Annotated in this window: 23 protein-coding genes and 4 tRNA genes; 7 read left to right on the forward strand and 20 right to left on the reverse strand. The window is 68.9% G+C overall.

All coding sequences use genetic code 11. From position 1 onward, the window contains the following. Position 1: 1 nt before the first annotated feature. The gene (rpsL, locus tag J1792_RS04210) at positions 2-373 is read right to left on the reverse strand and encodes a 30S ribosomal protein S12 (RefSeq protein WP_003948652.1); all 372 of its coding nucleotides are present in this window, start codon (positions 371-373) and stop codon (positions 2-4) included. A gap of 291 nt (positions 374-664) precedes the next feature. Then, a complete protein-coding gene (locus J1792_RS04215; RefSeq protein ID WP_086567305.1) occupies positions 665-1,168 on the reverse strand; it encodes a helix-turn-helix domain-containing protein in 504 nt (167 codons plus the stop codon). A 360-nt stretch (positions 1,169-1,528) separates the two neighbouring features. Here J1792_RS04215 and J1792_RS04220 point away from each other — a divergent pair, with 360 nt between their 5' ends. Continuing rightward, positions 1,529-2,221 (forward strand): hypothetical protein, encoded by a 693-nt coding sequence (locus J1792_RS04220; protein WP_086567307.1) that lies wholly within the window; start codon positions 1,529-1,531, stop codon positions 2,219-2,221. Positions 2,222-2,304: 83 nt separating this feature from the next. On the opposite strand, the gene J1792_RS04225 is transcribed toward J1792_RS04220, so the two are convergent. From J1792_RS04225 to J1792_RS04265, 9 genes are all read right to left on the reverse strand, one after another. Further along, positions 2,305-6,204, reverse strand: a complete 3,900-nt coding sequence (locus J1792_RS04225) for a DNA-directed RNA polymerase subunit beta' (RefSeq protein WP_207246687.1) — start codon at positions 6,202-6,204, stop codon at positions 2,305-2,307. Between the two features lie 123 nt (positions 6,205-6,327). After that, a complete protein-coding gene (gene rpoB, locus J1792_RS04230; protein WP_086567310.1) occupies positions 6,328-9,810 on the reverse strand; it encodes a DNA-directed RNA polymerase subunit beta in 3,483 nt (1,160 codons plus the stop codon). A gap of 626 nt (positions 9,811-10,436) precedes the next feature. Continuing rightward, positions 10,437-10,823: a 50S ribosomal protein L7/L12 gene (gene rplL, locus J1792_RS04235; protein ID WP_086567312.1), complete on the reverse strand. Its 387-nt coding sequence runs from the start codon at positions 10,821-10,823 to the stop codon at positions 10,437-10,439. Between the two features lie 106 nt (positions 10,824-10,929). Continuing rightward, the gene (rplJ, locus tag J1792_RS04240; protein ID WP_086567313.1) at positions 10,930-11,460 is read right to left on the reverse strand and encodes a 50S ribosomal protein L10; all 531 of its coding nucleotides are present in this window, start codon (positions 11,458-11,460) and stop codon (positions 10,930-10,932) included. Between the two features lie 404 nt (positions 11,461-11,864). Continuing rightward, on the reverse strand, positions 11,865-12,581 hold the full coding sequence (gene rplA / locus J1792_RS04245) for a 50S ribosomal protein L1 (RefSeq protein ID WP_086567315.1): 717 nt from the start codon (positions 12,579-12,581) through the stop codon (positions 11,865-11,867). A 78-nt stretch (positions 12,582-12,659) separates the two neighbouring features. Further along, positions 12,660-13,094, reverse strand: coding sequence for a 50S ribosomal protein L11 (gene rplK / locus J1792_RS04250; RefSeq protein WP_086567317.1), 435 nt, complete (start codon positions 13,092-13,094; stop codon positions 12,660-12,662). Positions 13,095-13,252: 158 nt separating this feature from the next. Beyond that, positions 13,253-14,128 (reverse strand): transcription termination/antitermination protein NusG, encoded by an 876-nt coding sequence (gene nusG / locus J1792_RS04255; protein ID WP_086567319.1) that lies wholly within the window; start codon positions 14,126-14,128, stop codon positions 13,253-13,255. Positions 14,129-14,211: 83 nt separating this feature from the next. After that, positions 14,212-14,502 (reverse strand): preprotein translocase subunit SecE, encoded by a 291-nt coding sequence (secE, locus tag J1792_RS04260; RefSeq protein ID WP_086567320.1) that lies wholly within the window; start codon positions 14,500-14,502, stop codon positions 14,212-14,214. 109 nt (positions 14,503-14,611) lie between these two features. Next, positions 14,612-14,684 (reverse strand) — tRNA-Trp (locus J1792_RS04265). Positions 14,685-14,941: 257 nt separating this feature from the next. On the opposite strand from J1792_RS04265, the gene J1792_RS04270 reads away from it, so the two are divergent. Together J1792_RS04270 and J1792_RS04275 are read left to right on the forward strand one after the other, a co-directional pair. Next, entirely contained in the window at positions 14,942-16,180 is a 1,239-nt protein-coding gene (locus J1792_RS04270; protein WP_086567322.1) for a pyridoxal phosphate-dependent aminotransferase, read from the forward strand. 175 nt (positions 16,181-16,355) lie between these two features. Continuing rightward, entirely contained in the window at positions 16,356-17,381 is a 1,026-nt protein-coding gene (locus J1792_RS04275) for an adenosine deaminase (RefSeq protein ID WP_086567323.1), read from the forward strand. On the opposite strand, the gene J1792_RS04280 is transcribed toward J1792_RS04275, so the two are convergent. The 6 genes from J1792_RS04280 to J1792_RS04305 form a co-directional block, all read right to left on the reverse strand. Further along, positions 17,371-18,426, reverse strand: a complete 1,056-nt coding sequence (locus J1792_RS04280) for a UDP-N-acetylmuramate dehydrogenase (protein WP_086567353.1) — start codon at positions 18,424-18,426, stop codon at positions 17,371-17,373. The genes J1792_RS04275 and J1792_RS04280 overlap by 11 nt on opposite strands. 100 nt (positions 18,427-18,526) lie before the next feature. Beyond that, positions 18,527-18,961, reverse strand: coding sequence for a MaoC family dehydratase (locus J1792_RS04285; protein ID WP_086567325.1), 435 nt, complete (start codon positions 18,959-18,961; stop codon positions 18,527-18,529). Further along, entirely contained in the window at positions 18,961-19,413 is a 453-nt protein-coding gene (locus J1792_RS04290; protein WP_086567326.1) for a MaoC family dehydratase N-terminal domain-containing protein, read from the reverse strand. Before J1792_RS04290 ends, J1792_RS04285 begins: the two co-directional genes overlap by 1 nt. Before the next feature lie 98 nt (positions 19,414-19,511). Beyond that, positions 19,512-19,676: a 50S ribosomal protein L33 gene (gene rpmG, locus J1792_RS04295; protein ID WP_004571794.1), complete on the reverse strand. Its 165-nt coding sequence runs from the start codon at positions 19,674-19,676 to the stop codon at positions 19,512-19,514. Positions 19,677-19,762: 86 nt separating this feature from the next. Then, positions 19,763-19,835 (reverse strand) — tRNA-Met (locus J1792_RS04300). A gap of 51 nt (positions 19,836-19,886) precedes the next feature. Further along, positions 19,887-19,959, reverse strand: a tRNA-Thr gene (locus J1792_RS04305). Positions 19,960-20,166: 207 nt separating this feature from the next. Between J1792_RS04305 and J1792_RS04310 the strand changes: the two genes are divergently transcribed. Both J1792_RS04310 and J1792_RS04315 read left to right on the forward strand, forming a co-directional pair. After that, on the forward strand, positions 20,167-21,429 hold the full coding sequence (locus J1792_RS04310; RefSeq protein ID WP_086567329.1) for an amidohydrolase family protein: 1,263 nt from the start codon (positions 20,167-20,169) through the stop codon (positions 21,427-21,429). Positions 21,430-21,458: 29 nt separating this feature from the next. Continuing rightward, positions 21,459-22,124 (forward strand): NAD(P)H-binding protein, encoded by a 666-nt coding sequence (locus J1792_RS04315; RefSeq protein WP_207246688.1) that lies wholly within the window; start codon positions 21,459-21,461, stop codon positions 22,122-22,124. A 92-nt stretch (positions 22,125-22,216) separates the two neighbouring features. Here the strand turns inward: J1792_RS04315 and J1792_RS04320 are convergent. Next, positions 22,217-22,298: transfer RNA gene (locus J1792_RS04320), tRNA-Tyr, on the reverse strand. A gap of 189 nt (positions 22,299-22,487) precedes the next feature. Here J1792_RS04320 and J1792_RS04325 point away from each other — a divergent pair. After that, the gene (locus J1792_RS04325) at positions 22,488-22,976 is read left to right on the forward strand and encodes a YajQ family cyclic di-GMP-binding protein (protein ID WP_086567332.1); all 489 of its coding nucleotides are present in this window, start codon (positions 22,488-22,490) and stop codon (positions 22,974-22,976) included. Positions 22,977-23,082: 106 nt separating this feature from the next. Here the strand turns inward: J1792_RS04325 and J1792_RS04330 are convergent, their stop codons facing one another. Then, the gene (locus J1792_RS04330) at positions 23,083-23,475 is read right to left on the reverse strand and encodes a YccF domain-containing protein (RefSeq protein WP_086567334.1); all 393 of its coding nucleotides are present in this window, start codon (positions 23,473-23,475) and stop codon (positions 23,083-23,085) included. A 236-nt stretch (positions 23,476-23,711) separates the two neighbouring features. Here J1792_RS04330 and J1792_RS04335 point away from each other — a divergent pair, with 236 nt between their 5' ends. Beyond that, a complete protein-coding gene (locus J1792_RS04335) occupies positions 23,712-23,972 on the forward strand; it encodes a hypothetical protein (protein ID WP_086567336.1) in 261 nt (86 codons plus the stop codon). Here the strand turns inward: J1792_RS04335 and htpX are convergent. Further along, entirely contained in the window at positions 23,969-24,835 is an 867-nt protein-coding gene (htpX, locus tag J1792_RS04340) for a zinc metalloprotease HtpX (RefSeq protein WP_086567337.1), read from the reverse strand. The genes J1792_RS04335 and htpX overlap by 4 nt on opposite strands. Positions 24,836-24,908 lie beyond the last annotated feature (73 nt).

Raw genomic sequence — 24,908 nt, forward strand, 5'->3', positions numbered from 1 at the left:
CTTACTTCTCCTTCTTGGCGCCGTAGCGGCTGCGAGCCTGCTTACGGTTCTTGACGCCCTGCGTGTCGAGGGAACCACGGATGATCTTGTAGCGAACACCCGGCAGGTCCTTCACACGGCCACCGCGGACGAGCACGATGGAGTGCTCCTGCAGGTTGTGGCCCTCACCCGGAATGTAAGCGGTGACCTCGATGCCGGAGGTCAGACGCACACGCGCGACCTTACGGAGCGCCGAGTTCGGCTTCTTCGGGGTGGTCGTGAAAACACGCGTGCAGACGCCACGACGCTGGGGCGAACCCTCGAGTGCGGGCGTCTTGTTCTTCTCGACCTTGTCCTGCCGGCCCTTTCGGACCAGCTGCTGGATCGTAGGCACCGTTTCTCCGGTTTCTGTGTGCCGATCACGATAAAACTAACCTGGAACCACCGACCCACGCGGTCGGGTGTGTCGAAGGCTGCAGATCCCACCGAATGGTGGATTGAGCAGATTTCGGTGTCTCCGAACGGTTCAGCTCCGTCCGGTTCCGAGCTTCTCGCACGGTTTGAAGGCACGCACGAGAGCCCAGGGACACCCCAGGCACAAGGTCAGAGCGTACCTACCGCATGGGCTGGGGTCAAAACAAATGCACACACGGAGGACACCCCTGTGGCCTGCGCAGGTCGCGGATCAAAGGGGCCTCGCGGGGCGCGCCGGGGGTCGCCGAACGGGTGACGTCGGCCACACTCGGCGGTCGGCCGACACGCCCCCCGGAGCGGGGCGGGTCTCCTCCGGACGGGCCCCACTGACGGCGAGGATCATCTCCGTCATCTCCACGAACTGGCGGCGGTGACTGTCCGGGATGCCCAGCATCTCGGCGGCCTCCGGCGGCGTCACGCGCCCGGCGGGCGTCCCGCCCGGCAGCGGGAGGTCCTCCGCGGACGCCTTCCCGGACTCGATCAGCATGTCGCGCAGCCCGACGCCCAGGACCCGCGCCAGCGCGCGCATGGTCTCCAGGTCCGGCAGGCTCCGGCGCTGCAGCAACCGGGTCACCGCCGCGCGATGCACCCCGGCGTCCTCCGCCAGCCGCGACCTGCCACCGCCCCGCGGGCTGTCGATGTCGTATCCGCGCTCCCGCATCAGATGCTCGACCCAGCCCGCGAACCGCTCCATGTCCGAGCCCTTTTCGCCCATGACACGCTCCCTCCGCACCCAGCACCCTAGCGTCCGATCGCGCACGCAATAACCAGGATGGAGTGCGTGCCCGCAACTGGCTACCTCGCGGGGGAAATCCACGCCAGAGGTTGGGCTATCTGGTGCGTTGCCGCCGTGACGGCAGGCGCGGAGAGTCGCCCGAAGCTCGCTTGTTGCGCTCTCGCACGCAAGCTGAGGACGGTTCATTGCGTAGACGCAACAAACCGCCACTCTGACACTCCGTCTCCTCAGGAGGACGTTCTGTGATACAGACCGGACGACCGGTTTGAACGTAAGATCGATTACGCCGCCAGGCGCGGGGAGATGCCGGGGATACGGGAGAGGGGCGGGGAAGCGGTCATGTGGGGACGCAAGCGGGCGAAGCCCTCCTACGAGGAGATGCTGGCGGAGGCCCGGGAGGGCTTCGCGGGGATGCTCGACATGGCGGACGACTCGCTCCGCATGACCATGGAGACCTTCGAGACGCTGACCGACATGCGGGCCGCCGTCGAGGAGCTGCTCGACGAGGGCGCCGGCCTGCCGGCCCGGTCGATCCGCGCGCGGCTGCCGGACGTAGAGAACCTCCGGCGCGACGCCCGCGACAGGTCTGCGGAGTACGAGAAGGTGCGCGTCTCGTGGCGCGAGGGCGCGGACGAGGCGGACTTCGAGTCGCTGACACCGGCCGCCGAGTACCTCACGGAGTACATCTCCTCCTGCGCTCCCACCATGGAGCGGCTGAACGAGCTCGTCAACGGCCTCGGCGACCTCTACGCCACGCTGGCGGAGCTGCTCCGCACGCTCACCCCCATCCGCGAGCGGGCGCACGCCGCCCTGTCCGCCGCGGCCGGCGAGCTGGCCTGGGCGGGGCCCGCGACCCAGGGCAAGTTCGCGCTGGAGGTGCGGCTCAACGCCATCGGGGACCGGCTGCGCGACCTGGACGCCGGCGTCGTCGACCTCGAGCCGGACCGGGCGGTCGCCGACCGGTACTACGAGGTGGAGGCGGCGATAGCGGAGATCCGGGAGGCGACGCTCCTGCTGGGGCCTGCGTACTGACCCGGCCCCTGGAAGCACCCCTGGAAACGCCGCAGGGCGGCCACCCCATGATCGGGGTGACCGCCCTGACGAGGCAGCGATGACTACTGGTTGTACGGACCGTAGTCGTAGTCCTCCAGCGGGACCGCCTGGCCGGAGCCGGTGCCGAAGGGCGAGTAGTCGATGTCGTCGTAACCGACGGCCGAGTACATCGCGGCCTTGGCCTCCTCGGTGGGCTCCACCCGGATGTTGCGGTAGCGGGACAGGCCCGTACCGGCCGGGATGAGCTTACCGATGATGACGTTCTCCTTGAGGCCGATCAGGGAGTCCGACTTGGCGTTGATCGCCGCATCGGTCAGAACCCGGGTCGTCTCCTGGAAGGACGCCGCCGACAGCCAGGACTCGGTCGCGAGCGAGGCCTTGGTGATACCCATCAGCTGCGGACGGCCGGAGGCGGGGTGACCGCCCTCGGTGACCACACGACGGTTCTCGGACTCGAAGCGCGAACGCTCCACGAGCTCGCCCGGCAGCAGCTCCGCGTCGCCGGACTCGATGATCGTCACGCGGCGCAGCATCTGCCGGATGATGATCTCGATGTGCTTGTCGTGGATCGACACACCCTGCGAGTTGTAGACCTTCTGGACCTCGCCGACCAGGTGGACCTGGACGGCGCGCTGGCCGAGGATGCGCAGGACGTCGTGCGGGTTGGTGGCACCCACGGTGAGCTTCTGGCCCACCTCGACGTGCTCACCCTCGCTGACCAGCAGACGGGCACGCTTCGAGATCGGGAACGCCGTCTCGTCGCTGCCGTCGTCCGGAGTGACGACGAGCTTCTTGGTCTTCTCGGTCTCCTCGATCCGCACGCGGCCGGCGGCCTCGGAGATCGGGGCGACACCCTTGGGCGTACGGGCCTCGAAGAGCTCGACGACACGGGGCAGACCCTGGGTGATGTCGTCACCGGCCACACCACCGGTGTGGAAGGTACGCATCGTCAGCTGGGTACCGGGCTCACCGATGGACTGGGCGGCGATGATGCCGACCGCCTCACCGATGTCCACCAGCTTGCCGGTCGCCAGCGAGCGGCCGTAGCAGAAGGCACAGGTGCCGACCGCGGACTCACAGGTGAGGACCGAACGGGTCTTGACCGTCTCGACGCCGTGGGCGACGAGCTGGCCGATGAGCACGTCACCGAGGTCGACGTTGGCCGGCGCGATGACCTTGCCGTCGACGACGACGTCCTCGGCCAGCATGCGGGCGTAGACGCTCGTCTCGACGTCGTCCGTCTTGCGCAGGACGCCGTCCTCGCCCTTGACGGCGATCGCCAGCTTGAGGCCGCGCTCGGTGCCGCAGTCCTCCTCGCGGATGATCACGTCCTGGGAGACGTCGACCAGACGACGGGTGAGGTAACCCGAGTCGGCGGTACGCAGGGCGGTGTCCGCGAGACCCTTACGGGCACCGTGGGTGGAGATGAAGTACTCCAGCACGGAGAGACCCTCACGGAACGACGCCTTAATGGGTCGCGGAATGGTCTCGTTCTTCGCGTTCGACACCAGACCACGCATACCGGCGATCTGCCTCATCTGCATCATGTTTCCTCGGGCACCCGAGTCAACCATCATGAAGATGGGGTTCGTCTTGGGGAAGTTCGCGTTCATCGCCTCGGCAACCTCGTTGGTCGCCTTGGTCCAGATCGCGATGAGCTCCTGCGTGCGCTCGTCCTTGGTGATCAGACCGCGCTCGTACTGCTTCTGGACCTTCTCGTCCTGGGCCTCGTAGCCCTTGACGATCTCCTTCTTGGCCTCCGGCACGACGATGTCGGAGACGGCGACGGTGACGCCGGAACGAGTGGCCCAGTGGAAACCGGCCGCCTTCAGGTTGTCGAGCGTCGCCGCCACGATGACCTTGGGGTAGCGCTCGGCCAGGTCGTTGACGATCTCGGAGAGCTGCTTCTTGCCCACCGAGTAGTCGACGAACGGGTAGTCCTCGGGCAGCAGCTCGTTGAAGAGCGCGCGGCCCAGGGTGGTGCGCAGGCGGAACGAGTCGCCCTGCTGCCACTCCGGCTCGCCCTCCTCGGCGACCGGGGGAACCCAGCCGCGCGGGGGAACGGTGCCGATCGGGAAGCGGATGTCGACCTTCGCCTGGAGCGAGAGCTCACGGGCGTCGAACGCCATGATCGCCTCGGCGACCGAGCCGAAGGACCGGCCCTCGCCGATGACCTTGCGCTCTTCCTCGTCGGTGGTGAGGAAGAACAGACCGAGCACCATGTCCTGGGTCGGCATGGTGACCGGACGGCCGTCGGCCGGCTTGAGGATGTTGTTCGAGGACAGCATCAGGATGCGGGCCTCGGCCTGCGCCTCCGCGGAGAGCGGCAGGTGGACGGCCATCTGGTCACCGTCGAAGTCCGCGTTGAACGCGGTGCAGACGAGCGGGTGGATCTGGATGGCCTTGCCCTCGACCAGCTGCGGCTCGAAGGCCTGGATGCCGAGGCGGTGCAGCGTGGGCGCACGGTTCAGCAGCACCGGGTGCTCGGCGATGACCTCTTCGAGGACGTCGTACACCACGGTGCGACCACGCTCGACCATGCGCTTGGCCGACTTGATGTTCTGCGCGTGGTTCAGGTCGACCAGGCGCTTCATCACGAACGGCTTGAAGAGCTCCAGCGCCATGGCCTTGGGCAGACCACACTGGTGCAGCTTCAGCTGCGGGCCGACGACGATGACGGAACGGGCCGAGTAGTCGACACGCTTACCGAGCAGGTTCTGACGGAAACGACCCTGCTTGCCCTTCAGCATGTCGCTGAGGGACTTCAGCGGACGGTTGCCGGGGCCCGTGACCGGGCGACCACGACGGCCGTTGTCGAAGAGGGCGTCGACCGCCTCCTGGAGCATCCGCTTCTCGTTGTTCACGATGATCTCGGGGGCACCGAGGTCGAGCAGACGCTTCAGACGGTTGTTGCGGTTGATCACACGGCGGTACAGGTCGTTCAGGTCGGAGGTCGCGAAGCGGCCACCGTCCAGCTGCACCATCGGACGCAGGTCCGGCGGGATCACGGGGATGCAGTCCAGCACCATGCCGGTGGGGCTGTTGCGGGTCTGCAGGAAGGCGGAGACGACCTTGAGGCGCTTGAGCGCACGGGTCTTCTTCTGGCCCTTGCCGGTCCGGATGATCTCGCGGAGGCGCTCGGCCTCCTCGTCGAGGTCGAAGGACTCCAGGCGCTTCTGCAGCGCGGCGGCGCCCATCGCACCCATGAAGTACGTGCCGAAGCGGTCACGCAGCTCGCGGTAGAGCAGCTCGTCGCCCTCGAGGTCCTGGACCTTGAGGTTCTTGAAGCGGCTCCACACCTCGTCGAGGCGGTCGATCTCGCGCTGCGCGCGGTCGCGCAGCTGCTTCATCTCACGCTCGGCGCCCTCGCGCACCTTGCGGCGCACGTCGGCCTTGGCACCCTCGGCCTCGAGCTCGGCCAGGTCGGACTCGAGCTTCTTGGCGCGAGCCTCGAGGTCGGCGTCGCGGCGCTGCTCGATCTGCTGACGCTCGACGGAGACGTGGGCCTCCAGCGAGGGCAGGTCGCGCGTGCGGCGCTCCTCGTCCACCCACGTGATCATGTAGGCGGCGAAGTAGATGACCTTCTCGAGGTCCTTCGGGGCCAGGTCGAGCAGGTAGCCCAGACGCGACGGGACGCCCTTGAAGTACCAGATGTGGGTGACGGGAGCGGCAAGCTCGATGTGGCCCATCCGCTCACGGCGCACCTTGGCGCGGGTGACCTCGACGCCACAGCGCTCACAGATGATGCCCTTGAAGCGGACACGCTTGTACTTGCCGCAGTAGCACTCCCAGTCCCGGGTCGGACCGAAGATCTTCTCGCAGAAGAGTCCGTCCTTTTCGGGCTTCAGGGTGCGGTAGTTGATGGTCTCCGGCTTCTTGACCTCGCCGTGGGACCAGGTTCGGATGTCGTCCGCGGTCGCCAGGCCGATCCGCAGCTCGTCGAAGAAGTTGACGTCGAGCACTTGTCGTCAATCCCTCTTTCAGGGTTCGTGCCCCCTCGCGCTAGCGAGTTATGGGCTCTACATCAGTGGTCTGGGGGTCCGGGGACGGTGGGGGGCTTCCGGGGAAGCCCCCCACCAGACCCGTCAGACCTCTTCGACGCTGCTCGGCTCGCGCCGGGACAGGTCGATACCGAGCTCCTCCGCCGCGCGGAAGACGTCCTCGTCGGTGTCCCGCATCTCGATGGACATGCCGTCCGAGGACAGCACCTCCACGTTGAGGCAGAGGGACTGCATCTCCTTGATGAGCACCTTGAAGGACTCGGGGATGCCGGGCTCGGGGATGTTCTCGCCCTTGACGATCGCCTCGTAGACCTTCACGCGGCCGGTGACGTCGTCGGACTTGATGGTCAGCAGCTCCTGGAGGGCGTACGCGGCGCCATAAGCCTCCAGCGCCCACACCTCCATCTCGCCGAAGCGCTGGCCACCGAACTGAGCCTTACCACCCAGCGGCTGCTGGGTGATCATGGAGTACGGGCCGGTCGAACGGGCGTGAAGCTTGTCGTCGACCAGGTGGTGCAGCTTGAGGATGTACATGTACCCGACCGAGATCGGGTCCGGGAACGGCTCGCCGGAGCGGCCGTCGAACATCCGGGCCTTACCGGACGGGAGCACCAGGCGCTCGCCGTCGCGGTTGGGGATCGTGGACTCGAAGAGACCGGCGATCTCGTCCTCGCGGGCGCCGTCGAAGACCGGGGTCGCGACGTTGGTGCCGGCGGCGACGTCGTCGGCGCCGATCGCCTGGAGTCGCTTCATCCACTCCTCGTCGCCCTCGACCTTCCAGCCGCGGCTGGCGAGCCAGCCGAGGTGGATCTCGAGGACCTGTCCCGGGTTCATTCGGGACGGGACACCGAGCGGGTTGAGGATGATGTCGACCGGGGTGCCGTCCTCGAGGAACGGCATGTCCTCGACGGGGAGGATCTTGGAGATGACACCCTTGTTGCCGTGACGGCCGGCGAGCTTGTCACCGTCGGTGATCTTGCGCTTCTGCGCGACGTAGACGCGGACCAGCTGGTTCACGCCCGGCGGCAGCTCGTCGCCCTCTTCGCGGTCGAAGACGCGGACGCCGATGACCTTGCCGATCTCACCGTGCGGCACCTTCAGCGAGGTGTCACGGACCTCACGGGCCTTCTCACCGAAGATCGCGCGGAGCAGGCGCTCCTCCGGGGTCAGCTCGGTCTCACCCTTCGGGGTGACCTTGCCGACCAGGATGTCGCCGGCGACGACCTCGGCACCGATGCGGATGATGCCGCGCTCGTCGAGGTCGGCGAGGACCTCCTCGGAGACGTTGGGGATGTCCCGCGTGATCTCCTCGGGGCCCAGCTTGGTGTCACGGGCGTCGACCTCGTGCTCCTCGATGTGGATCGAGGAGAGGACGTCGTCCTGCACGAGGCGCTGCGACAGGATGATCGCGTCCTCGTAGTTGTGACCCTCCCACGGCATGAACGCCACGAGCAGGTTCTTGCCCAGCGCCATCTCGCCCTCGTCCGTGGACGGGCCGTCGGCGAGCACCTGGCCGGTGGTCACGCGGGCGCCCTCGTCCACGACGACCTTCTGGTTGAAGGACGTGCCCTGGTTCGAGCGGGAGAACTTGGCGACCCGGTACGTGTTGTACGTGCCGTCGTCGTTGGCCACCGTCACGTAGTCGGCGGAGACCTCCTGGACGACACCGTCCTTCTCGGCCTTGATGACGTCGCCGGCGTCGACCGCACAGCGGTACTCCATGCCGGTGCCGACCAGCGGGGCCTCCGCCTTGATCAGCGGAACGGCCTGGCGCATCATGTTCGATCCCATGAGCGCGCGGTTGGCGTCGTCGTGCTCGAGGAACGGGATCATCGCGGTCGCGACCGACACCATCTGGCGCGGGGAGACGTCCATGTAGTCGACGTCGTCGCCGGCGATGTAGTCGATCTCGCCGCCACGGCGGCGGACCAGCACGCGGGACTCGGCGTAACGCATGTCCTCGGTGAGGGGGGCGTTCGCCTGGGCGATGACGAAGCGGTCTTCCTCGTCGGCCGTCAGGTAGTCGACCTCGTCGGTGACGACGCCCTCGACGACCTTGCGGTACGGGGTCTCGACGAAACCGAACGCGTTGACGCGGCCGTACGAGGCGAGCGAGCCGATCAGACCGATGTTCGGGCCTTCGGGCGTCTCGATCGGGCACATGCGGCCGTAGTGCGACGGGTGAACGTCTCGGACCTCGAAGCCGGCCCGCTCACGGGAGAGACCACCCGGGCCCAGCGCCGACAGACGACGCTTGTGGGTCAGACCCGACAGCGGGTTGGTCTGGTCCATGAACTGGGACAGCTGGCTGGTGCCGAAGAACTCCTTGATGGAGGCGACGACCGGCCGGATGTTGATCAGGGTCTGCGGCGTGATCGCCTCGACGTCCTGGGTGGTCATCCGCTCGCGGACGACGCGCTCCATACGAGCCAGGCCGGTACGGACCTGGTTCTGGATGAGCTCGCCGACGTTGCGCAGACGACGGTTACCGAAGTGGTCGATGTCGTCGGTCTCGACGACGATCGAGGTGCCGTTCTCGCCGATGGTCTCCTGCTCGCCGGCGTGCAGCTTGACCAGGTACTTGATCGTCGCGATGACGTCGTCCGTGGTCAGCACACCCGCGTCGAGCGGAGCGTCGGCGCCCAGCTTCTTGTTGACCTTGTAGCGGCCGACCTTCGCGAGGTCGTAGCGCTTGGGGTTGAAGTAGAGGTTCTCGAGCAGCGTCTGCGCGGCCTCACGGGTCGGCGGCTCGCCCGGACGCAGCTTGCGGTAGATGTCGAGCAGCGCGTCGTCCTGGCCCTGGGTGTGGTCCTTCTCCAGGGTGGCGCGCATGGACTCGTACTCGCCGAACTCCTCGAGGATCTGCTCGGTGGTCCAGCCGAGAGCCTTCAGGAGGACGGTGACGGACTGCTTGCGCTTGCGGTCGATGCGGACACCGACCATGTCGCGCTTGTCGACCTCCATCTCCAGCCAGGCACCCCGGGACGGGATGATCTTGGCGGTGAAGATGTCCTTGTCGGACGTCTTGTCGATGGAGGAGTCGAAGTAGACACCGGGCGAGCGGACCAGCTGCGAGACGACGACACGCTCGGTGCCATTGATGCAGAAGGTGCCCTTGGGCGTCATGAGCGGGAAGTCGCCCATGAAGACCGTCTGGGACTTGATCTCACCGGTCTCGTTGTTCGTGAACTCGGCCGTGACGAAGAGCGGAGCCGCGTACGTGAAGTCGCGCTCCTTGCACTCGTCGATGGAGTTCTTCGGGGGCTCGAAACGGTGGTCGCGGAAAGTCAGCGACATCGACCCGCTGAAGTCCTCGATCGGGGAGATCTCCTCGAAGATCTCCTCCAGACCGGACTTGGTGGGGACGTCCTGACCAGACTCCAGCGCAGCCTCGACGCGAGCCTTCCAGGCGGCGTTGCCGAGCAGCCAGTCGAAGCTCTCGGTCTGCAGCGCAAGGAGGTTCGGAACCTCGAGGGGCTCCTTGATCTTCGCAAAAGAGATGCGCAGCGGGGCGGTGCTGGCGCCGTTGTTCGTATTGGCGGTCGAGGCGTTGCGCGAGGCGGCCAAGAGGGGGTCCTTCCGAGGGCTCGGACTCACTACGCGCGTACCGGTCCCACTCCGCACATAGGAGAGAAATCCCAGCTCAGGGGGTTTCCATCAGCTGTGCTCGGAAGTGGGCATGCCCCTGGTGACGGGCAGGGAGCAGCTAACAGGCAGCGCAAAGGGTCAGTGTAGCCACTTGGCCCACTGATGTCCAGAGCGGATTTCCGGAGACCGGTGCGATACCAATCTCTCCCTCCGGGATCCTCTGTTGTTCTCTTCGCCCGGCGCCTGCCCGACGCAATGCCATGCGCCACGAGCGCATGACCATACTTCCCTCTCCGCCTTCGATCCATGCCTCGGAGGGAGGACCGATGCGGCGGTGCGTCCTGCGACGCGTCCTGAGAATCGCGCGCGGCGTGCCGTTCGTCAAGGCCTCTCGGCCTCCGGCCGGCCCCTCGTGGCGGCCGCACGGCCCGCCGACGGCGGCCCCGGTGGACGCGGCCACGACAGGACAACGAAGATCACCATACTCGTCCCCGCGAGCTACCGCGCGCATCCCTCCCGGGAACGCCTAAGGGCGACCACCCGCATGGGTGATCGCCCTTAGGTTACTGACTTACGTCAGACAGGAGTCAACGGACTCCGTGAAGTCACTTGACCTCGACGGAGGCGCCGGCGCCCTTGAGGGCCTCGGCGGCCTTCTCCGCGGCGTCCTTGGCGACCTTCTCGAGGACCGGCTTCGGGGTGCCGTCGACGAGGTCCTTGGCCTCCTTCAGACCCAGGGAGGTCAGCTCGCGCACGACCTTGATGACCTGGATCTTCTTGTCACCGGCGGCGGTGAGGATGACGTCGAACTCGTCCTGCTCCTCGACGGCGGCGGCGGCGTCGCCACCGGCGACACCGGCGACCATGACCGGCGCGGCAGCGGCGGCGGTGACGTCGAACTTCTCCTCGAACGCCGCGACGAACGCGGACAGCTCGATGAGGGTCATCTCCTCGAACTGCGCGAGCAGCTCGTCCTGGGTGAGCTTCGCCATGATGGCGGTCCTTCCACTAATTCGGCAGGTGCCGGATGTACATGTCGGCGGGCGTACGGCCCGCTACGACCGGTGCCGGGTGGCACCGATCAATGCGCGAGCCGAATTACTCGGCACCGCCCTGCTCGGCGAGCTTGGCGCGCAGCGCGTCCGCAGTGCGGACGAGCTTCGTCGGCAGCGCCTGGAAGAGCGAGGCAGCCTGGGACTGCTTGCCCTTCATGGCACCGGCCAGCTTGCTGAGCAGAACCTCGCGGGACTCGAGGTCCGCAAGCTTCTTGATCTCATCGGCGGACAGCGCCTTACCGTCAAGGACACCGCCCTTGATGATCAGGTTGGGGTTCTCCTTGGCGAAGTCACGAAGACCCTTCGCCGACTCCACCGGGTCACCGGTGACGAAGGCAACGGCCGTCGGGCCAGCGAAGAGCTGGTCCTCCAGCGTGATCCCGGCCTCACGGGCGGCGATCTGGGTCAGCGTGTTCTTCACCACGGCGTACTGGGCGTTCTCACCGAGCGAACGGCGCAGCGTCTTGAGCTGCGCCACGGTGAGACCGCGGTACTCAGTCAGCACTGCGGCGTTCGAGCTGCGGAACTTGTCCGTCAGCTCGGCAACCGCAGAAGCCTTGGCGGACGTCGCCATGAGCCTCGGCCTCCTTCCGGGTGATTCATCGGACCGCATAGGCGCGAGAAGGGACCTGGGCAAAACGAAACGCCCCGGCGCAGGCGCTCGGGGCGTGACTCGACCGCGGGGACGTAATGCTCTTACGTCTCGACGGGAGTGCAACCACAAATCACCTGCGCAGGTCGCCCGCAGCTAGCGGATCCTTCGGTCACCACACCTCCAGGAGGAGGCACAGCAACGACCAGCGGTCTTTGGCTTTCGATACCTTAGGTGATGGCGTCACGAAGACGCAAATCGAGCGGAAACCGGCCCTGCGGGCCTGTAAAGGCCCCGTGTGCGGCCCGCCAACGAACCGGGCCCCGCACCCCCCGAAAGGGGTGCGGGGCCCGGCCCACGTCGCGTCACGCGCTACGAGAGAGTCCTCAGACGGTCTCGTCCTCGACCAGGAGGTTGCGGGTGCGGTTCGGGTCCAGCGCGATGCCGGGGCCCATCGTGGTGGTCAGGGTCGCCTTCTTGATGTAGCGGCCCTTCGCGGCGGACGGCTTGAGGCGGGTGATCTCCTCGAGCGCGGCGGCGTAGTTCTCCACCAGCTTGGCCTCGTCGAACGAGACCTTGCCGATGATGAAGTGCAGGTTCGAGTGCTTGTCGACGCGGAACTCGATCTTGCCGCCCTTGATCTCCGTGACAGCCTTCGCCACGTCGGGGGTGACGGTGCCGGTCTTCGGGTTCGGCATCAGACCACGGGGACCGAGCACGCGGCCCAGGCGGCCGACCTTGCCCATGAGGTCCGGGGTGGCGACGACGGAGTCGAAGTCCAGGCGGCCCTTGGCGACCTCGTCGATGAGCTCGTCGGCGCCGACGATGTCGGCGCCGGCGGCACGCGCGGCCTCGGCACGGTCACCGGTCGCGAAGACCAGGACCCGGGCGGTCTTACCGGTGCCGTGCGGAAGGTTCACGGTGCCGCGGACCATCTGGTCGGCCTTGCGCGGGTCGACACCCAGACGCATGGCGACCTCGACGGTCGCGTCGAACTTGACGGAGGTCGTGTCCTTCGCCAGACGGACGGCCTCGAGCGGGGCGTACAGACGCTCCCGGTCGATCTTCGCGTCCGCGTTGCGAAGAGTCTTGCTGCGCTTCACTGAAACTCCTCAGTGGTGATTGGAGTCGTGGTGCGGGCCGCGCAGGCCCTTCCACGGGGTGCTACAGGGGGGTGGAGATCAGCCCTCGACCGTGATGCCCATGGAACGGGCGGTGCCGGCGACGATCTTCGTCGCGGCGTCCAGGTCGTTGGCGTTCAGGTCGGGCATCTTGGTCGTGGCGATCTCGCGGACCTGAGCCTCGGTGATCTTGCCGACCTTGGTCTTGTGCGGCTCGCCGGAGCCCTTCTGCACGCCCGCGGCCTTCAGGATCAGCTTGGCGGCCGGCGGAGTCTTGGTCACGAAGGTGAAGGAACGGTCCTCGTAGACCGTGATCTCCACCGGCACGACCATGCCACGCTGCGACTCGGTCGCGGCGTTGTAGGCCTTGCAGAACTCCATGATGTTGACGCCGTGCTGACCCAGCGCGGGGCCGACCGGCGGAGCCGGGTTGGCGGCACCGGCGTTGATCTGGAGCTTGATAAGCCCCGTGATCTTCTTCTTCTTGGGAGGCATTGCTCTCTCCGGGTCCTAGTGAGAGTTTTTTTGCCTACGCACACTGCGCGCAGGCATACCGCACCACGATAACGGGTAACGCGGCCGGGCCAAAAACCGACAGGTCAGACCGGCTGTATGCACGGTCTGACCTGTTCGGAAGCGTTTGCTCAGAAGTGTCAGTTCTTCTGGATCTGGTCGAAGCTGAGCTCGACCGGGGTCTCGCGGCCGAAGATCTCGACGAGGCCCTTGACCTTCTTCGAGTCGGCGTTGATCTCGTTGATCGTGGCCTGCAGCGTCGCGAACGGACCGTCGGTGACCGTGACCGAGTCGCCCACCTCGAAGTCCAGGACCTGGACCTCGACCTTGCGGCTGGGGGCCGGCCGGCCCTCGGCCTCGGCGGCCTCCTTGGCGGCCTTCGCCTCGGCCTCGGGGGCGAGCATCTTGACGATCTCGTCCAGGGTCAGCGGGTACGGGTCGTAGGCGTTGCCCACGAAGCCGGTGACGCCGGGGGTGTTGCGGACGACGCCCCAGGACTCGTTCGTCAGGTCCATGCGCACCAGCACGTAGCCGGGGAGCTTGTTCTGGCGGACGGTGCGGCGGTCGCCGTTCTTGATCTGGACGACCTCTTCCTGCGGCACCTCGGCCTGGAAGATGTAGTCCTCGACGTTCAGCGAGACGGCGCGCTGCTCGAGGTTGGTCTTCACGCGGTTCTCGTAACCGGCGTAGGTGTGGATGACGTACCACTCGCCGGGCAGGCCACGCAGCTCGTCGCGGAGCGCGTCGACCGGGTCGACCGGAGCGGCTTCCTCGGCCTCGACGGCCTCGGCGGCCTCCTCGGAGCCGGACTCGGCCTCGTCGCCCTCGACGTGCAGCGCGGCCTCTTCGGCCGGCTCGCCCGCGGCGGCTTCCTCGGCGTCCAGCTCGTCGGCGCCGTCGGCGTTCTCGACGATCTCCTGCGCGGTGTCGTCCTCGACCTCGGCCGAGACAGCCTCGTCAACGTTGGCCTCAGCCGCGACGGGCTCGGCGGCGTCGTTCAGGTTCGGGTCAGACACGTGGCTGCTTCTTCCTGGCTTCAAGGGGTGGAACGAGCGAAGAGGCGGCTCTCGGGGAGGGCCGCCTTACGCACGGGGCCGGCTCAGCCGAAGACGTACTTGACGGCCTGCTCAAACCCATAGTCAATCACGGTCACCAGACCAATGACGATGACAACGAAGACGATCACCACGGTGGTGTACGTCGACAGCTGGCTCCGGGTGGGCCAGACGACCTTACGGAGCTCTGCTACTACCTGACGGTAAAAGAGCGCGAGGCGTCCCAGAGGGCCCTTCTTCCCGCGCTTCCCGCCACGGCGGCCCTTCTTGGCGGCCACCTCGTCCTCGGGACGACCGCTCTCAGGCGTCGCGGTGGAGCCAAGGGCTTCCGTCACTACGTCCTCACCTGAATCCGGGTCGTGGCCGTGCCGCGCCCGGTTTGAGCCGCACGGCGGTGCATTTCAGTGCGTACGCATGCACGCACCCTGGTGACGATGCGTGTAGCAGGGCCGAAGGGACTTGAACCCCCAACCGCTGGTTTTGGAGACCAGTGCTCTACCAATTGAGCTACGACCCTTTGTGGTTCCCCCAACGTACCGCATCCACCCGGAAGCACGGTGTGCACGGGGCACGGTGTGCATGCATGGAGCGATTCGCCTGTGAGGGGCCAACGACGCATGAGTGTACGTGGTCCTGGCGCTGCCGTCGAACAGCCGGGGGCGCGGCGGCCTGCGACGGACCCCCGGAAGGGCCTTCGGGGCCGTCCGCGAAGGGCCTCGCCCGGCATCCGAAACGTGTGTGTCCGGCCCCCTGCCGGTCTGGGACGATGCCCCCATGAGCGACGCCACTCCTCCCGCCCAGCACCCCACCGAACGCCGGGTGTCGGCCCGCATCGGTGCGATCTCCGAGTCCGCCACCCTCGCCGTGGACGCCAAGGCCAAGGCCCTCAAGGCCGCCGGGCGTCCGGTGATCGGCTTCGGCGCCGGCGAGCCCGACTTCCCCACTCCCGGGTACATCGTCGACGCCGCCATCGAGGCCTGCCGCGACCCCCGCTACCACCGCTACACCCCGGCCGGCGGTCTCCCCGAGCTCAAGGCCGCCATCGCCGCCAAGACGCTGCGCGACTCGGGCTACGAGGTCGAGGCCTCCCAGGTGCTCGTCACCAACGGCGGCAAGCAGGCCATCTACGAGGCCTTCGCCGCCATCCTCGACCCGGGCGACGAGGTCATCGTCCCGGCCCCGTACTGGACCACCTACCCCGAGTCGATCCGCCTCGCGGGCGGCGTGCCGGTGGACGTCGTCGCCGACGAGACCACGGGCTACCGGGTCTCGGTCGAGCAGCTGGAGGCGGCGCGCACGGAGCGGACGAAGGTCCTGCTCTTCGTCTCCCCCTCGAACCCCACCGGCGCGGTCTACTCCCGCGAGCAGGTGGAGGCCGTCGGCCGCTGGGCCGCCGAGCACGGCCTGTGGGTGCTCACGGACGAGATCTACGAGCACCTCGTCTACGGCGACGCGGAGTTCTCCTCGCTGCCGGTGGTCGTGCCGGAGCTGCGGGACAAGTGCGTCGTCGTCAACGGCGTCGCCAAGACGTACGCGATGACGGGCTGGCGCGTGGGCTGGATCATCGGCCCGAAGGACGTCGTCAAGGCCGCCACCAACCTGCAGTCGCACGCCACGTCGAACGTCTCGAACGTGGCCCAGGTGGCCGCCCTGGCCGCCGTCTCCGGCGACCTGACGGCCGTCGAGGAGATGAAGGTCGCCTTCGACCGGCGCCGGCGCACGATCGTGCGGATGCTCAACGAGATCGACGGCGTCCTCTGCCCCGAGCCCGAGGGCGCCTTCTACGCCTACCCGTCGGTCAAGGAGCTGCTCGGCAAGGAGATCCGCGGCCGCCGGCCGCAGACGTCCGTCGAGCTGGCCGCGCTGATCCTGGACGAGGCCGAGGTCGCCGTGGTCCCGGGTGAGGCGTTCGGCACGCCGGGCTACCTGCGCCTGTCCTACGCGCTGGGTGACGAGGATCTCGTCGAGGGCGTCTCGCGGATCCAGAAGCTGCTGGCGGAGGCGAAGGCGTAGCCGCCGTCCCCCTCGCTTCCGTGCGGGCTCCCGGCTCCGGCCGGGGCCCGCACGTTTTTTCGGCCCGCACGTGTTCCCGCATGTGTTCCCGCATGTGTTTTCGGGGCGGCGCCCCTTCGGCGTCCTTCGGGAAAAGTCCCTTCCGGTTGCCGGACGGTTACGGCAAGATCCTGGGATGGAGAGTGTTCGTGACGTCCGGCTGCTGCCGAAAGCCCATCTGCACCTGCACTTCACGGGGTCGATGCGCCCCTCGACCCTGATGGAGCTCGCCGACAAGTACGGCGTGCACCTGCCGGAGGCGCTGCAGGGCGGGGAACCGCCGAAGCTGCGGGCCACGGACGAACGGGGCTGGTTCCGCTTCCAGCGGCTCTACGACATCGCCCGCTCGTGCCTGCGCTCCGAGGACGACATCCGGCGGCTGGTGCGCGAGGCCGCCGAGGAGGACGTCCGGGACGGCTCCCGGTGGCTGGAGATCCAGGTCGACCCCACCTCGTACGCGCCCCGGCTGGGCGGCCTGATCCCGGCGCTGGAGATCATCCTCGACGCGGTGGAGACGGCTTCCCGGGACACGGGCCTGGGCATGCGGGTGCTCGTCGCCGCCAACCGCATGAAGCACCCGCTGGACGCCCGGACCCTCGCCCGGCTCGCGGTGCGCTACGCCGACCGCGGCGTCGTCGGCTTCGGGCTCTCCAACGACGAGCGGCGCGGGCTCGCCCGCGACTTCGACCGGGCCTTCGAGATCGCCCGTGAGGGCGGTCTGCTGGCCGCCCCGCACGGCGGCGAGCTCACCGGGCCGAGCAGCGTGCGGGACTGCCTGGACGACCTGCACGCGGCCCGTGTCGGGCACGGCGTGCGGGCCGCCGAGGACCCGCGGCTGCTGCGCAAGCTCGCGGAGCGCGGCGTGACGTGCGAGGTCTGCCCGTCGTCGAACGTCGCCCTGGGCGTCTACGACAAGCCGGGCGACGTGCCGCTGCGCACGCTGTTCGAGGCGGGCGTGCCGATAGCGCTGGGCGCGGACGACCCCCTGCTCTTCGGCTCCCGGCTGGCCGCCCAGTACGAGCTGGCGCGCGAGCACCACGCCTTCACGGACGCGGAGCTGGCGGAGCTGGCGCGGCAGTCCGTACGGGGCTCGGCGGCGCCGGCGGACGTCCGGGCGGGGCTGCTGGCGGACATCGACGCCTGGCTGGCCCCTACAGGCTGACGCCCACCGTCACGGGCTCGTTCACGAGCGTGACCCCGAACGCCTCGTGGACACCGTCACGGACCTCGCGGGCCAGGGCCAGCAGGTCCTCCGTGGTGGCCTCGCCGCGGTTGGTCAGGGCGAGCGTGTGCTTGGTGGAGATCCGGGCGGGCCCGGATCCGTAGCCCTTGGTGAAGCCCGCCCGGTCGATCAGCCACGCGGCGGACGTCTTGACCAGGCCGTCCCCGGCCGGGAAGGCCGGCGGCGCCACGTCCGGGCCGAGGCGCTCGGCCACGCGGGTCAGGAACGCGGTGTGCTCGGCGGCGGTGAGGACGGGGTTGGTGAAGAACGACCCGGCCGACCACGTGTCGTGGTCCTGGGGGTCGAGGACCATGCCCTTGCCGGCGCGGAGCTTGAGGACCGTCTCACGGGCGCGGGCGGCCGGGACGCGGTCTCCGGCCTCGACGCCGAGGACGCGGGCGGTCTCGGGGTACTTCAGGGGCGCGGAGAGCCCTCCGGCGTCCTCCAGCTCGAAGCGGACGCGCAGGACGACGTAGCGCGTGGGGTCCTCCTTGAACCGGCTGTGGCGGTAGGAGAACGCGCACTCGGCGTTGGGGACGACCACCGTCTCGCCGGACCGGCGGTCGTAGGCGACGACCTCGGTGATCGTGGCGGAGACGTCCTGGCCGTAGGCGCCGACGTTCTGGATGGGCGTGGCGCCGGCCGAGCCGGGGATGCCGGCCATGCACTCGATGCCGGCGAGACCGGCCTCCACGGTGCGGGCGACGGCGTCGGACCAGTTCTCGCCGGCGGCGAGCTCGAGGCGGGTGCCCTGGAGGTCGAAGCCGGTGGTGGCGATGCGCAGGGCGGTGCCCTCGAAGCCCTTGTCGGAGATGACGAGGTTGCTTCCGCCGCCGATGATCAGCAGCGGGGTGCCGCTCGCGTCGGCCTCGCGGACCGCGTCGATCACCTCGGCGTCGGTGACGGCCGTGATCAGACGGGTCGCCGGGCCGCCGAGGCGGAAGGTGGTCAGGGGGGCGAGGGGGGCGTCGTGTCGTTCCTGCACGCGCACCAGGGTACGGGGACGCGGGGACCGGCCTTCGCCACCGCCTTCACGCAGTAAGGGGCGCACCTCCAAGGAGGTGCGCCCCTTACCGTGTGTCGCGTCAGGCGAGCCGGACGACCGCGCGGGACATGCCGAGGACCTTGCGGCCCTCGTTCATGGCCACCAGGTCGACGCGGACCGTGCGGGCCTCGTCGTCGAGCATGGCCGCGATCTTGCCGCTGACCTCGATGACCGCGCCCTTGTCGTCGTTGGGGACGACGACCGGCTTGGTGAAGCGGACGCCGTACTCGACCACGGCCGCCGGGTCGCCGGCCCAGTCGGTCACCACGCGGATCGCCTCGGCCATGGTGAACATGCCGTGGGCGATCACGTCGGGGAGGCCGACCTCCTTGGCGAACTTCTCGTTCCAGTGGATCGGGTTGAAGTCGCCGGAGGCACCCGCGTAGCGCACCAGGGTGGCGCGGTCCACACGGAAGGACTGAGCGGGCAGCTCGGTGCCGACCTCGACGTCGGCGTAGGAGATCTTGGCGGCCATCACGCCTCCTCGGCGGCGCGCGCCACCAGCGTCGTGTACGCGGTCACGACGTGCCCGCCGTCCGCGTCGTGGACCTCGCCGCGCACCGACAGCACGTCGTTGCCCGCCAGGGACTTGATCGACTCGATCGTGGAGGTGACCGTCAGCCGGTCGCCCGCGTGAATCGGGCGGGTGTAGACGAACTTCTGGTCGCCGTGCACCACACGCGAGTAATCCAGTCCCAGCTGCGGGTCCTCGATGACCTTGCCGGCGGCCTTGAAAGTGATGGCGAACACAAAAGTCGGCGGGGCGATCACATCCGGATGGCCGAGCGCGACGGCCGCCGCGGAGTCGGTGTAGGCCGGATTGGCGTCGCCGACGGCCTCGGCGAATTCGCGGATCTTCTCCCGGCCGACTTCGTAGGGGTCGGTGGCCGGGTAGATCCGTCCGACGAAGGACTGGTCGAGCGCCATTGGCTCGGTACCTCCTGCTGGACTGGTGGAACCGGGAGTGAATACACCATGAGGCCGCCCCCAGCATCTGGGGGCGGCCTCATGGTCGAGACTTTGCGTCAGCGCGTTTCGCGGTGCGCCGTGTGGGCGTTGCAGCGCGGGCAGTGCTTCTTCATCTCAAGGCGGTCCGGGTCGTTGCGCCGGTTCTTCTTGGTGATGTAGTTCCGCTCCTTGCACTCCACGCAGGCCAGCGTGATCTTCGGGCGGACGTCGGTGGCAGCCACGTGAGTGCTCCTTGACGGAATGGACGGATTTAACGCAGAAAAGAGTAGCCGATCGGAGGACCGACCCCACAATCGGCTACTGTGTGTAGCGGTGACCGGACTTGAACCGGTGACACAGCGATTATGAGCCGCTTGCTCTACCGACTGAGCTACACCGCTTTGATGCGGGAGAGCTTCCCCGTCCTAAGACGGGGAAACCTTCCACACCAGAGCCCCAAAACGGAATCGAACCGTTGACCTTCTCCTTACCATGGAGACGCTCTGCCGACTGAGCTATTGGGGCGAGCGAGGAAGACATTACACGGTCTGCGGCCGAAGGTGAAATCCGTATCCGGCCGCCCCCGCCAGGCCCTTCTCCACGGCTCTCCCGCCCGGCCCGAGGACCACACCAGTACGACTATTCGTCGCCTGCTCGAACCGGCTTCCTAGGCGGCCTACGCTCGGACCACGCTGCGTGATCATGCCCGCCCCGGCAGACCGGAGGATCGCGATGCCCGACAGTCAGCCGCAGCCCGCCAGAAGCCCCGACGGCGACGCCGCCGCCCCGCAGTCCGGCGACGGCCCCCTGGTGCTCTGCGGCGCCCGGCTCGCCGACGGCCGGGTCGTGGACGTGCGCCTGAGCGGCGGCCGCATCGAGGCCGTCGGCACGGCCGGCAGCCTCGCCCCGGGCCCGCGGGTCGACCTCGGCGGCTACGTCCTGCTGCCCGCCCCCGCCGAGCCGCACGCCCACTACGACACCGCGCTCACCGCCGACCTCGGCGGGCCCGTCCCGCACGCCCCCGAGGAGGTCCAGCGCCGGGCCACCGAGGCCGCGCTGCTCCAGCTGGGCCACGGCGTGACCGCCGTGCGCTCCCATGTGCGGATCGGCGACGTGCGGGAGCTGCGGGCGCTGGAGGCCGTGCTGCAGGCCCGGCGGGCGCTGCGCGGGCTGACCGAGCTCAGCGCCGTGGCGGTGCCCCGGCTGCTGACGGGCGCCGCCGGGGCCGACGGGCTGGCCATGCTGCGGGACGCGGTCAAGATGGGCGCCACCGTCGTCGGCGGCTGCCCCGACCTCGACCCCGACCCGACGGGCTACGCCGAGGCCGTCCTCGGCATCGCCGCCGAGCACGGCTGCGCCGTCGACCTGCACACCGACGCCGCCGACCCGGCCCGGCTGGGGCGCCTGGCCGCCATGGCGGGCGGGCTGCGGCCGGGCGTGACCATCGGCCCGTGCGGGGGCCTCGCGCGGCTTCCGTACGACCAGGCCGTGCGAGCGGCCCAGCAGCTGGCCGCGGCCGGGGTGACGGTGGTCTGCCTGCCCCAGGGCGACTGCGGCGCTCCGGGGGCCGCCAGGGGGCCGTGGGGCGTGCCCGTACGGCTGCTGCGGGCGGCGGGCGTACGGGTGACCGCGGGCAGCGGGGCGCTGCGCGACGCCGCCAACCCCGTCGGCCGGGGCGATCCCCTGGAGGCGGCCTTCCTGCTGGCCTCGCGCGGCGAGCTGAGCCCGGAGCAGGCGTACGAGGCCGTGAGCGGGCACGCCCGGGCGGCGCTGGGGCTGCCGGAGGTGCGGGTGGAGGCGGGGTTCCCGGCCGAGCTGCTGGCGGTGCGGGGCGGCGGGGTGGCCGCGGTGCTGTCCCTGGGCTACAGCCGGCTCGTGGTGCACAAGGGGCGCGTGGTGGCCCGTACGAGCGCGGTGCGGGAGTACGGCGACGTCCAGGCCACCGTGGCCCTCGACCTGCCCCGCCAGTCGCCACGCGGCGGAGATCCGGCCTGAGCCGGGAGGCCGGGGCGTACGGTCGGATCATGCGCATTGTCATCGCTGGAGGACACGGTCGGATCGCGCTACGGCTCGAGCGGTTGCTCGCCGGGCGCGGCGATGAGGTGGCGGGCGTCATCCGCCGCCCGGGACAGGCGGGAGACCTGCTGGCGGCCGGCGCCGAGCCGGTCGTGTGCGACCTGGAGTCGGCAACGGTCGGGGACATCGCCCGGCACCTGGAGGGCGCGGACGCCGCCGTCTTCGCGGCCGGCGCGGGCCCCGGCAGCGGCGCCGAACGCAAGGACACCGTCGACCGCGCGGCCGCCGTCCTCTTCGCCGACGCGGCGGAGGCCGCCGGGGTGCGGCGCTTCCTCGTGGTCTCCTCGATGGGCGCCGACCGCGAGCCCCCGCCGGGCACGGACCCCGTCTTCGCCGCCTACCTGCGGGCCAAGGGCGCCGCCGACGCGGACATCCGCTCCCGGCCCGGGCTCGACTGGACGATCCTGCGCCCGGGCGCCCTGACGGACGAACCCGGCACGGGCCTGGTGACCCTCTCCACGGGCTCCACGGGCCGGGGCGCGGTGCCCCGCGACGACGTGGCGGCCGTGCTGGCGGCCCTGCTGGAGGACGAGCGGGGAAGCGTGGGCCTGACGCTGGAGCTGATCGGCGGCGACACGCCGGTGGCGGAGGCGGTCAAGGCAGTGGCGCCCTAGACGGGCCGCGACACCGGCCCCGGGACGACCCCGGCACGGTCCCGAACAACGAAAGAAGCCCCTGACCTTTTCAGGTCAGGGGCCTCATTCCGTGGCGGCGCCAGGATTCGAACCTGGGTAGGCTAAGCCGACGGATTTACAGTCCGCTCCCATTGGCCACTCGGGCACACCGCCATGGGTGGTCGCCTCGGTCGCTCTTTCGAGCCGCTCCGGGGCAACGACGTAAACCATACCCGATGACCTGGGGTGGTCCGCCACTCGGTTCGCGGCCCCTCGATCACCCCCCGGGTGACTAGGCTGACCACGCGGCCCTCGCCGGGCCGCTCCCCCCTGACGGATCTACGCACGAGGAGCCAACTCAATATGGCCGACTCCAGTTTCGACATCGTCTCGAAGGTCGAGCGGCAGGAGGTCGACAACGCCCTCAACCAGGCCGCCAAGGAGATCTCGCAGCGCTACGACTTCAAGGGCGTCGGCGCCTCGATCGCATGGTCGGGCGAGAAGATCGAGATGCGGGCCAACTCCGAGGAGCGGGTCAACGCGATTCTCGACGCCTTCCAGTCCAAGCTGATCAAGCGCGGCATCTCCCTGAAGGCCCTGGACGCCGGCGAGCCGCAGCCCTCCGGCAAGGAATACAAGCTCTTCGCCTCGATCGTGGAGGGCATCTCCCAGGAGAACGCCAAGAAGGTCGCCAAGATCATCCGCGACGAGGGCCCGAAGGGTGTCAAGGCCCAGGTCCAGGGCGAGGAGCTGCGCGTCTCCTCCAAGAGCCGCGACGATCTGCAGGCCATCATCGCCCTTCTCAAGGGCAAGGACCTGGACTTCGCGATCCAGTTCGTGAACTACCGCTAGCCGTCGGCCGGCAGGCGGAACCGCACGCCAAGAGGGCGCGCCGGGAGCGGAGTTGTCTCCGCTCCCGGCGCGCCCTCTCGTGTGTCACGTACCGGCGCCCGGTGGCTCAGCGCGTCGCGAACGGCCGGTCCGTCGGGACGATTTCACGGCCCAGCGGCATCAGCGAGATCGGGATCAGCTTGAAGTTCGCGATGCCCAGCGGAATGCCGATGATCGTCACGCAGAGCGCGATGCCGGTGAAGATGTGCCCCAGCGCCAGCCACCACCCGGCGAAGACGATCCAGATGATGTTGCCGATGAGCGAGCCCGCACCGGCGTCCCGCCGCTCGACCGTCGTACGGCCGAAGGGCCACAGGGCGTAGCCGGCGATCCTGAAGGACGCGATGCCGAACGGGATGGTCACGATGAGCAGGCAGCAGATCACGCCCGCGACGACGTACCCGATCGCCATCCAGAGTCCGCAGAGGACCAACCAGACAAGATTCAGGATCAACCTCATGTTTCCAAGCCTCTCAGGCGACCGGTTCTCCGACCAGTGAGACTCCGGAAGGGTGATCCGCGGTTGCGGGTTCCCGCAGGTGGGAGACCCTGAGATGCCCCCTAGGGGATGGCGGGGACGGAACGGCGGCCCTCGCCCGGCCCCCGGATGGGGCAACGCGGCGTGCCGCTTCCCCTCGCGCGTGCGGTCATGGGGGGAATGACCCCGTCCGCGCGGACCGCGACCGAGGAGCTCCCATGCGCGTACACCTCATGACCGCAACGGCCCTCGCGGCAGTGGCGCTGGCCGCCCTGGGCGCGTTCGGCGGCGCCCGGGCCCACGCGGCGGGGCCGGGGGACACCGGGCCCAAGGAGTGCCTGGAAGGGGGCGGGACGATCGGGGTGAGCGTGGGCGGCACGTTCCTCGCGCCCACCCTGCAGAAGGTCTGCGCCGGGGGCTCGCAGGACGGCCAGATCCTCGGCTTTGACGTTCCCGTCCCCGGTTCGGACGCGCCCTAGCCGCCCTGGCCGCCGGCCATCCGCTCCAGGCGGCCGATGCGCTCGCGCATCGGGGGGTGGGTGGAGAAGAGCTTGGTCATGCCCTCCCCCGCGCGGAACGGGTTCGCGATCATCATGTGGCTCGCCGTCTCCAAGCGCGGCTCGGGCGGCAGGGGCAGCCGCTGGGTGCCCGCCTCGAGCTTGCGGAGGGCGGAGGCGAGGGCCAGGGGGTCGCCGGTCAGGCGGGCGCCGGAGGCGTCGGCCTCGTACTCCCGGGAGCGGCTGACGGCCAGTTGGATGAGGGAGGCCGCGATGGGGCCCAGCAGCATGATCATGATCATGCCGATGATGCCGGGGCCCTCGTCGTCGTCCGAGCGGCCGATGGGGATCAGCCAGGCGAAGTTGACCAGGAACATCACCACCGACGCCAGCGCGCCCGCCACGGAGGAGATGAGGATGTCGCGGTTGTAGACGTGGCTGAGCTCGTGGCCGATGACGCCGCGCAGCTCGCGCTCGTCGAGCAGGCGCAGGATGCCGTCGGTGCAGCAGACGGCGGCGTTGCGGGGATTGCGGCCGGTGGCGAAGGCGTTGGGGGCCTCGGTCGGGGAGATGTAGAGGCGGGGCATGGGCTGGCGGGCGGCCGTGGAGAGCTCGCGCACCATGCGGTAGAGCTGGGGGGCCTCGAACTCGCTGACCGGGCGGGCCCGCATCGCGCGCAGGGCGATCTTGTCGCTGTTCCAGTAGGCGTAGGCGTTGGTGCCGAGCGCCACCAGGACGGCGACGATCAGGCCCGTACGCCCGAACATACTGCCGATGACGATGATGAGCGCGGACAGCCCTCCGAGGAGCACGGCCGTCCGGAGCCCGTTGTGCCGGCGGTGCACGGTACGCCCTCCAAATGGTGCGGCAGGGGAACCCTTGAACCAGTGGAACCTTTCGAACTGGTCAACGCCAGGC

This window comes from Streptomyces triculaminicus (assembly GCF_017349075.1).
GTDB classification, from domain to species: domain Bacteria; phylum Actinomycetota; class Actinomycetes; order Streptomycetales; family Streptomycetaceae; genus Streptomyces; species Streptomyces triculaminicus.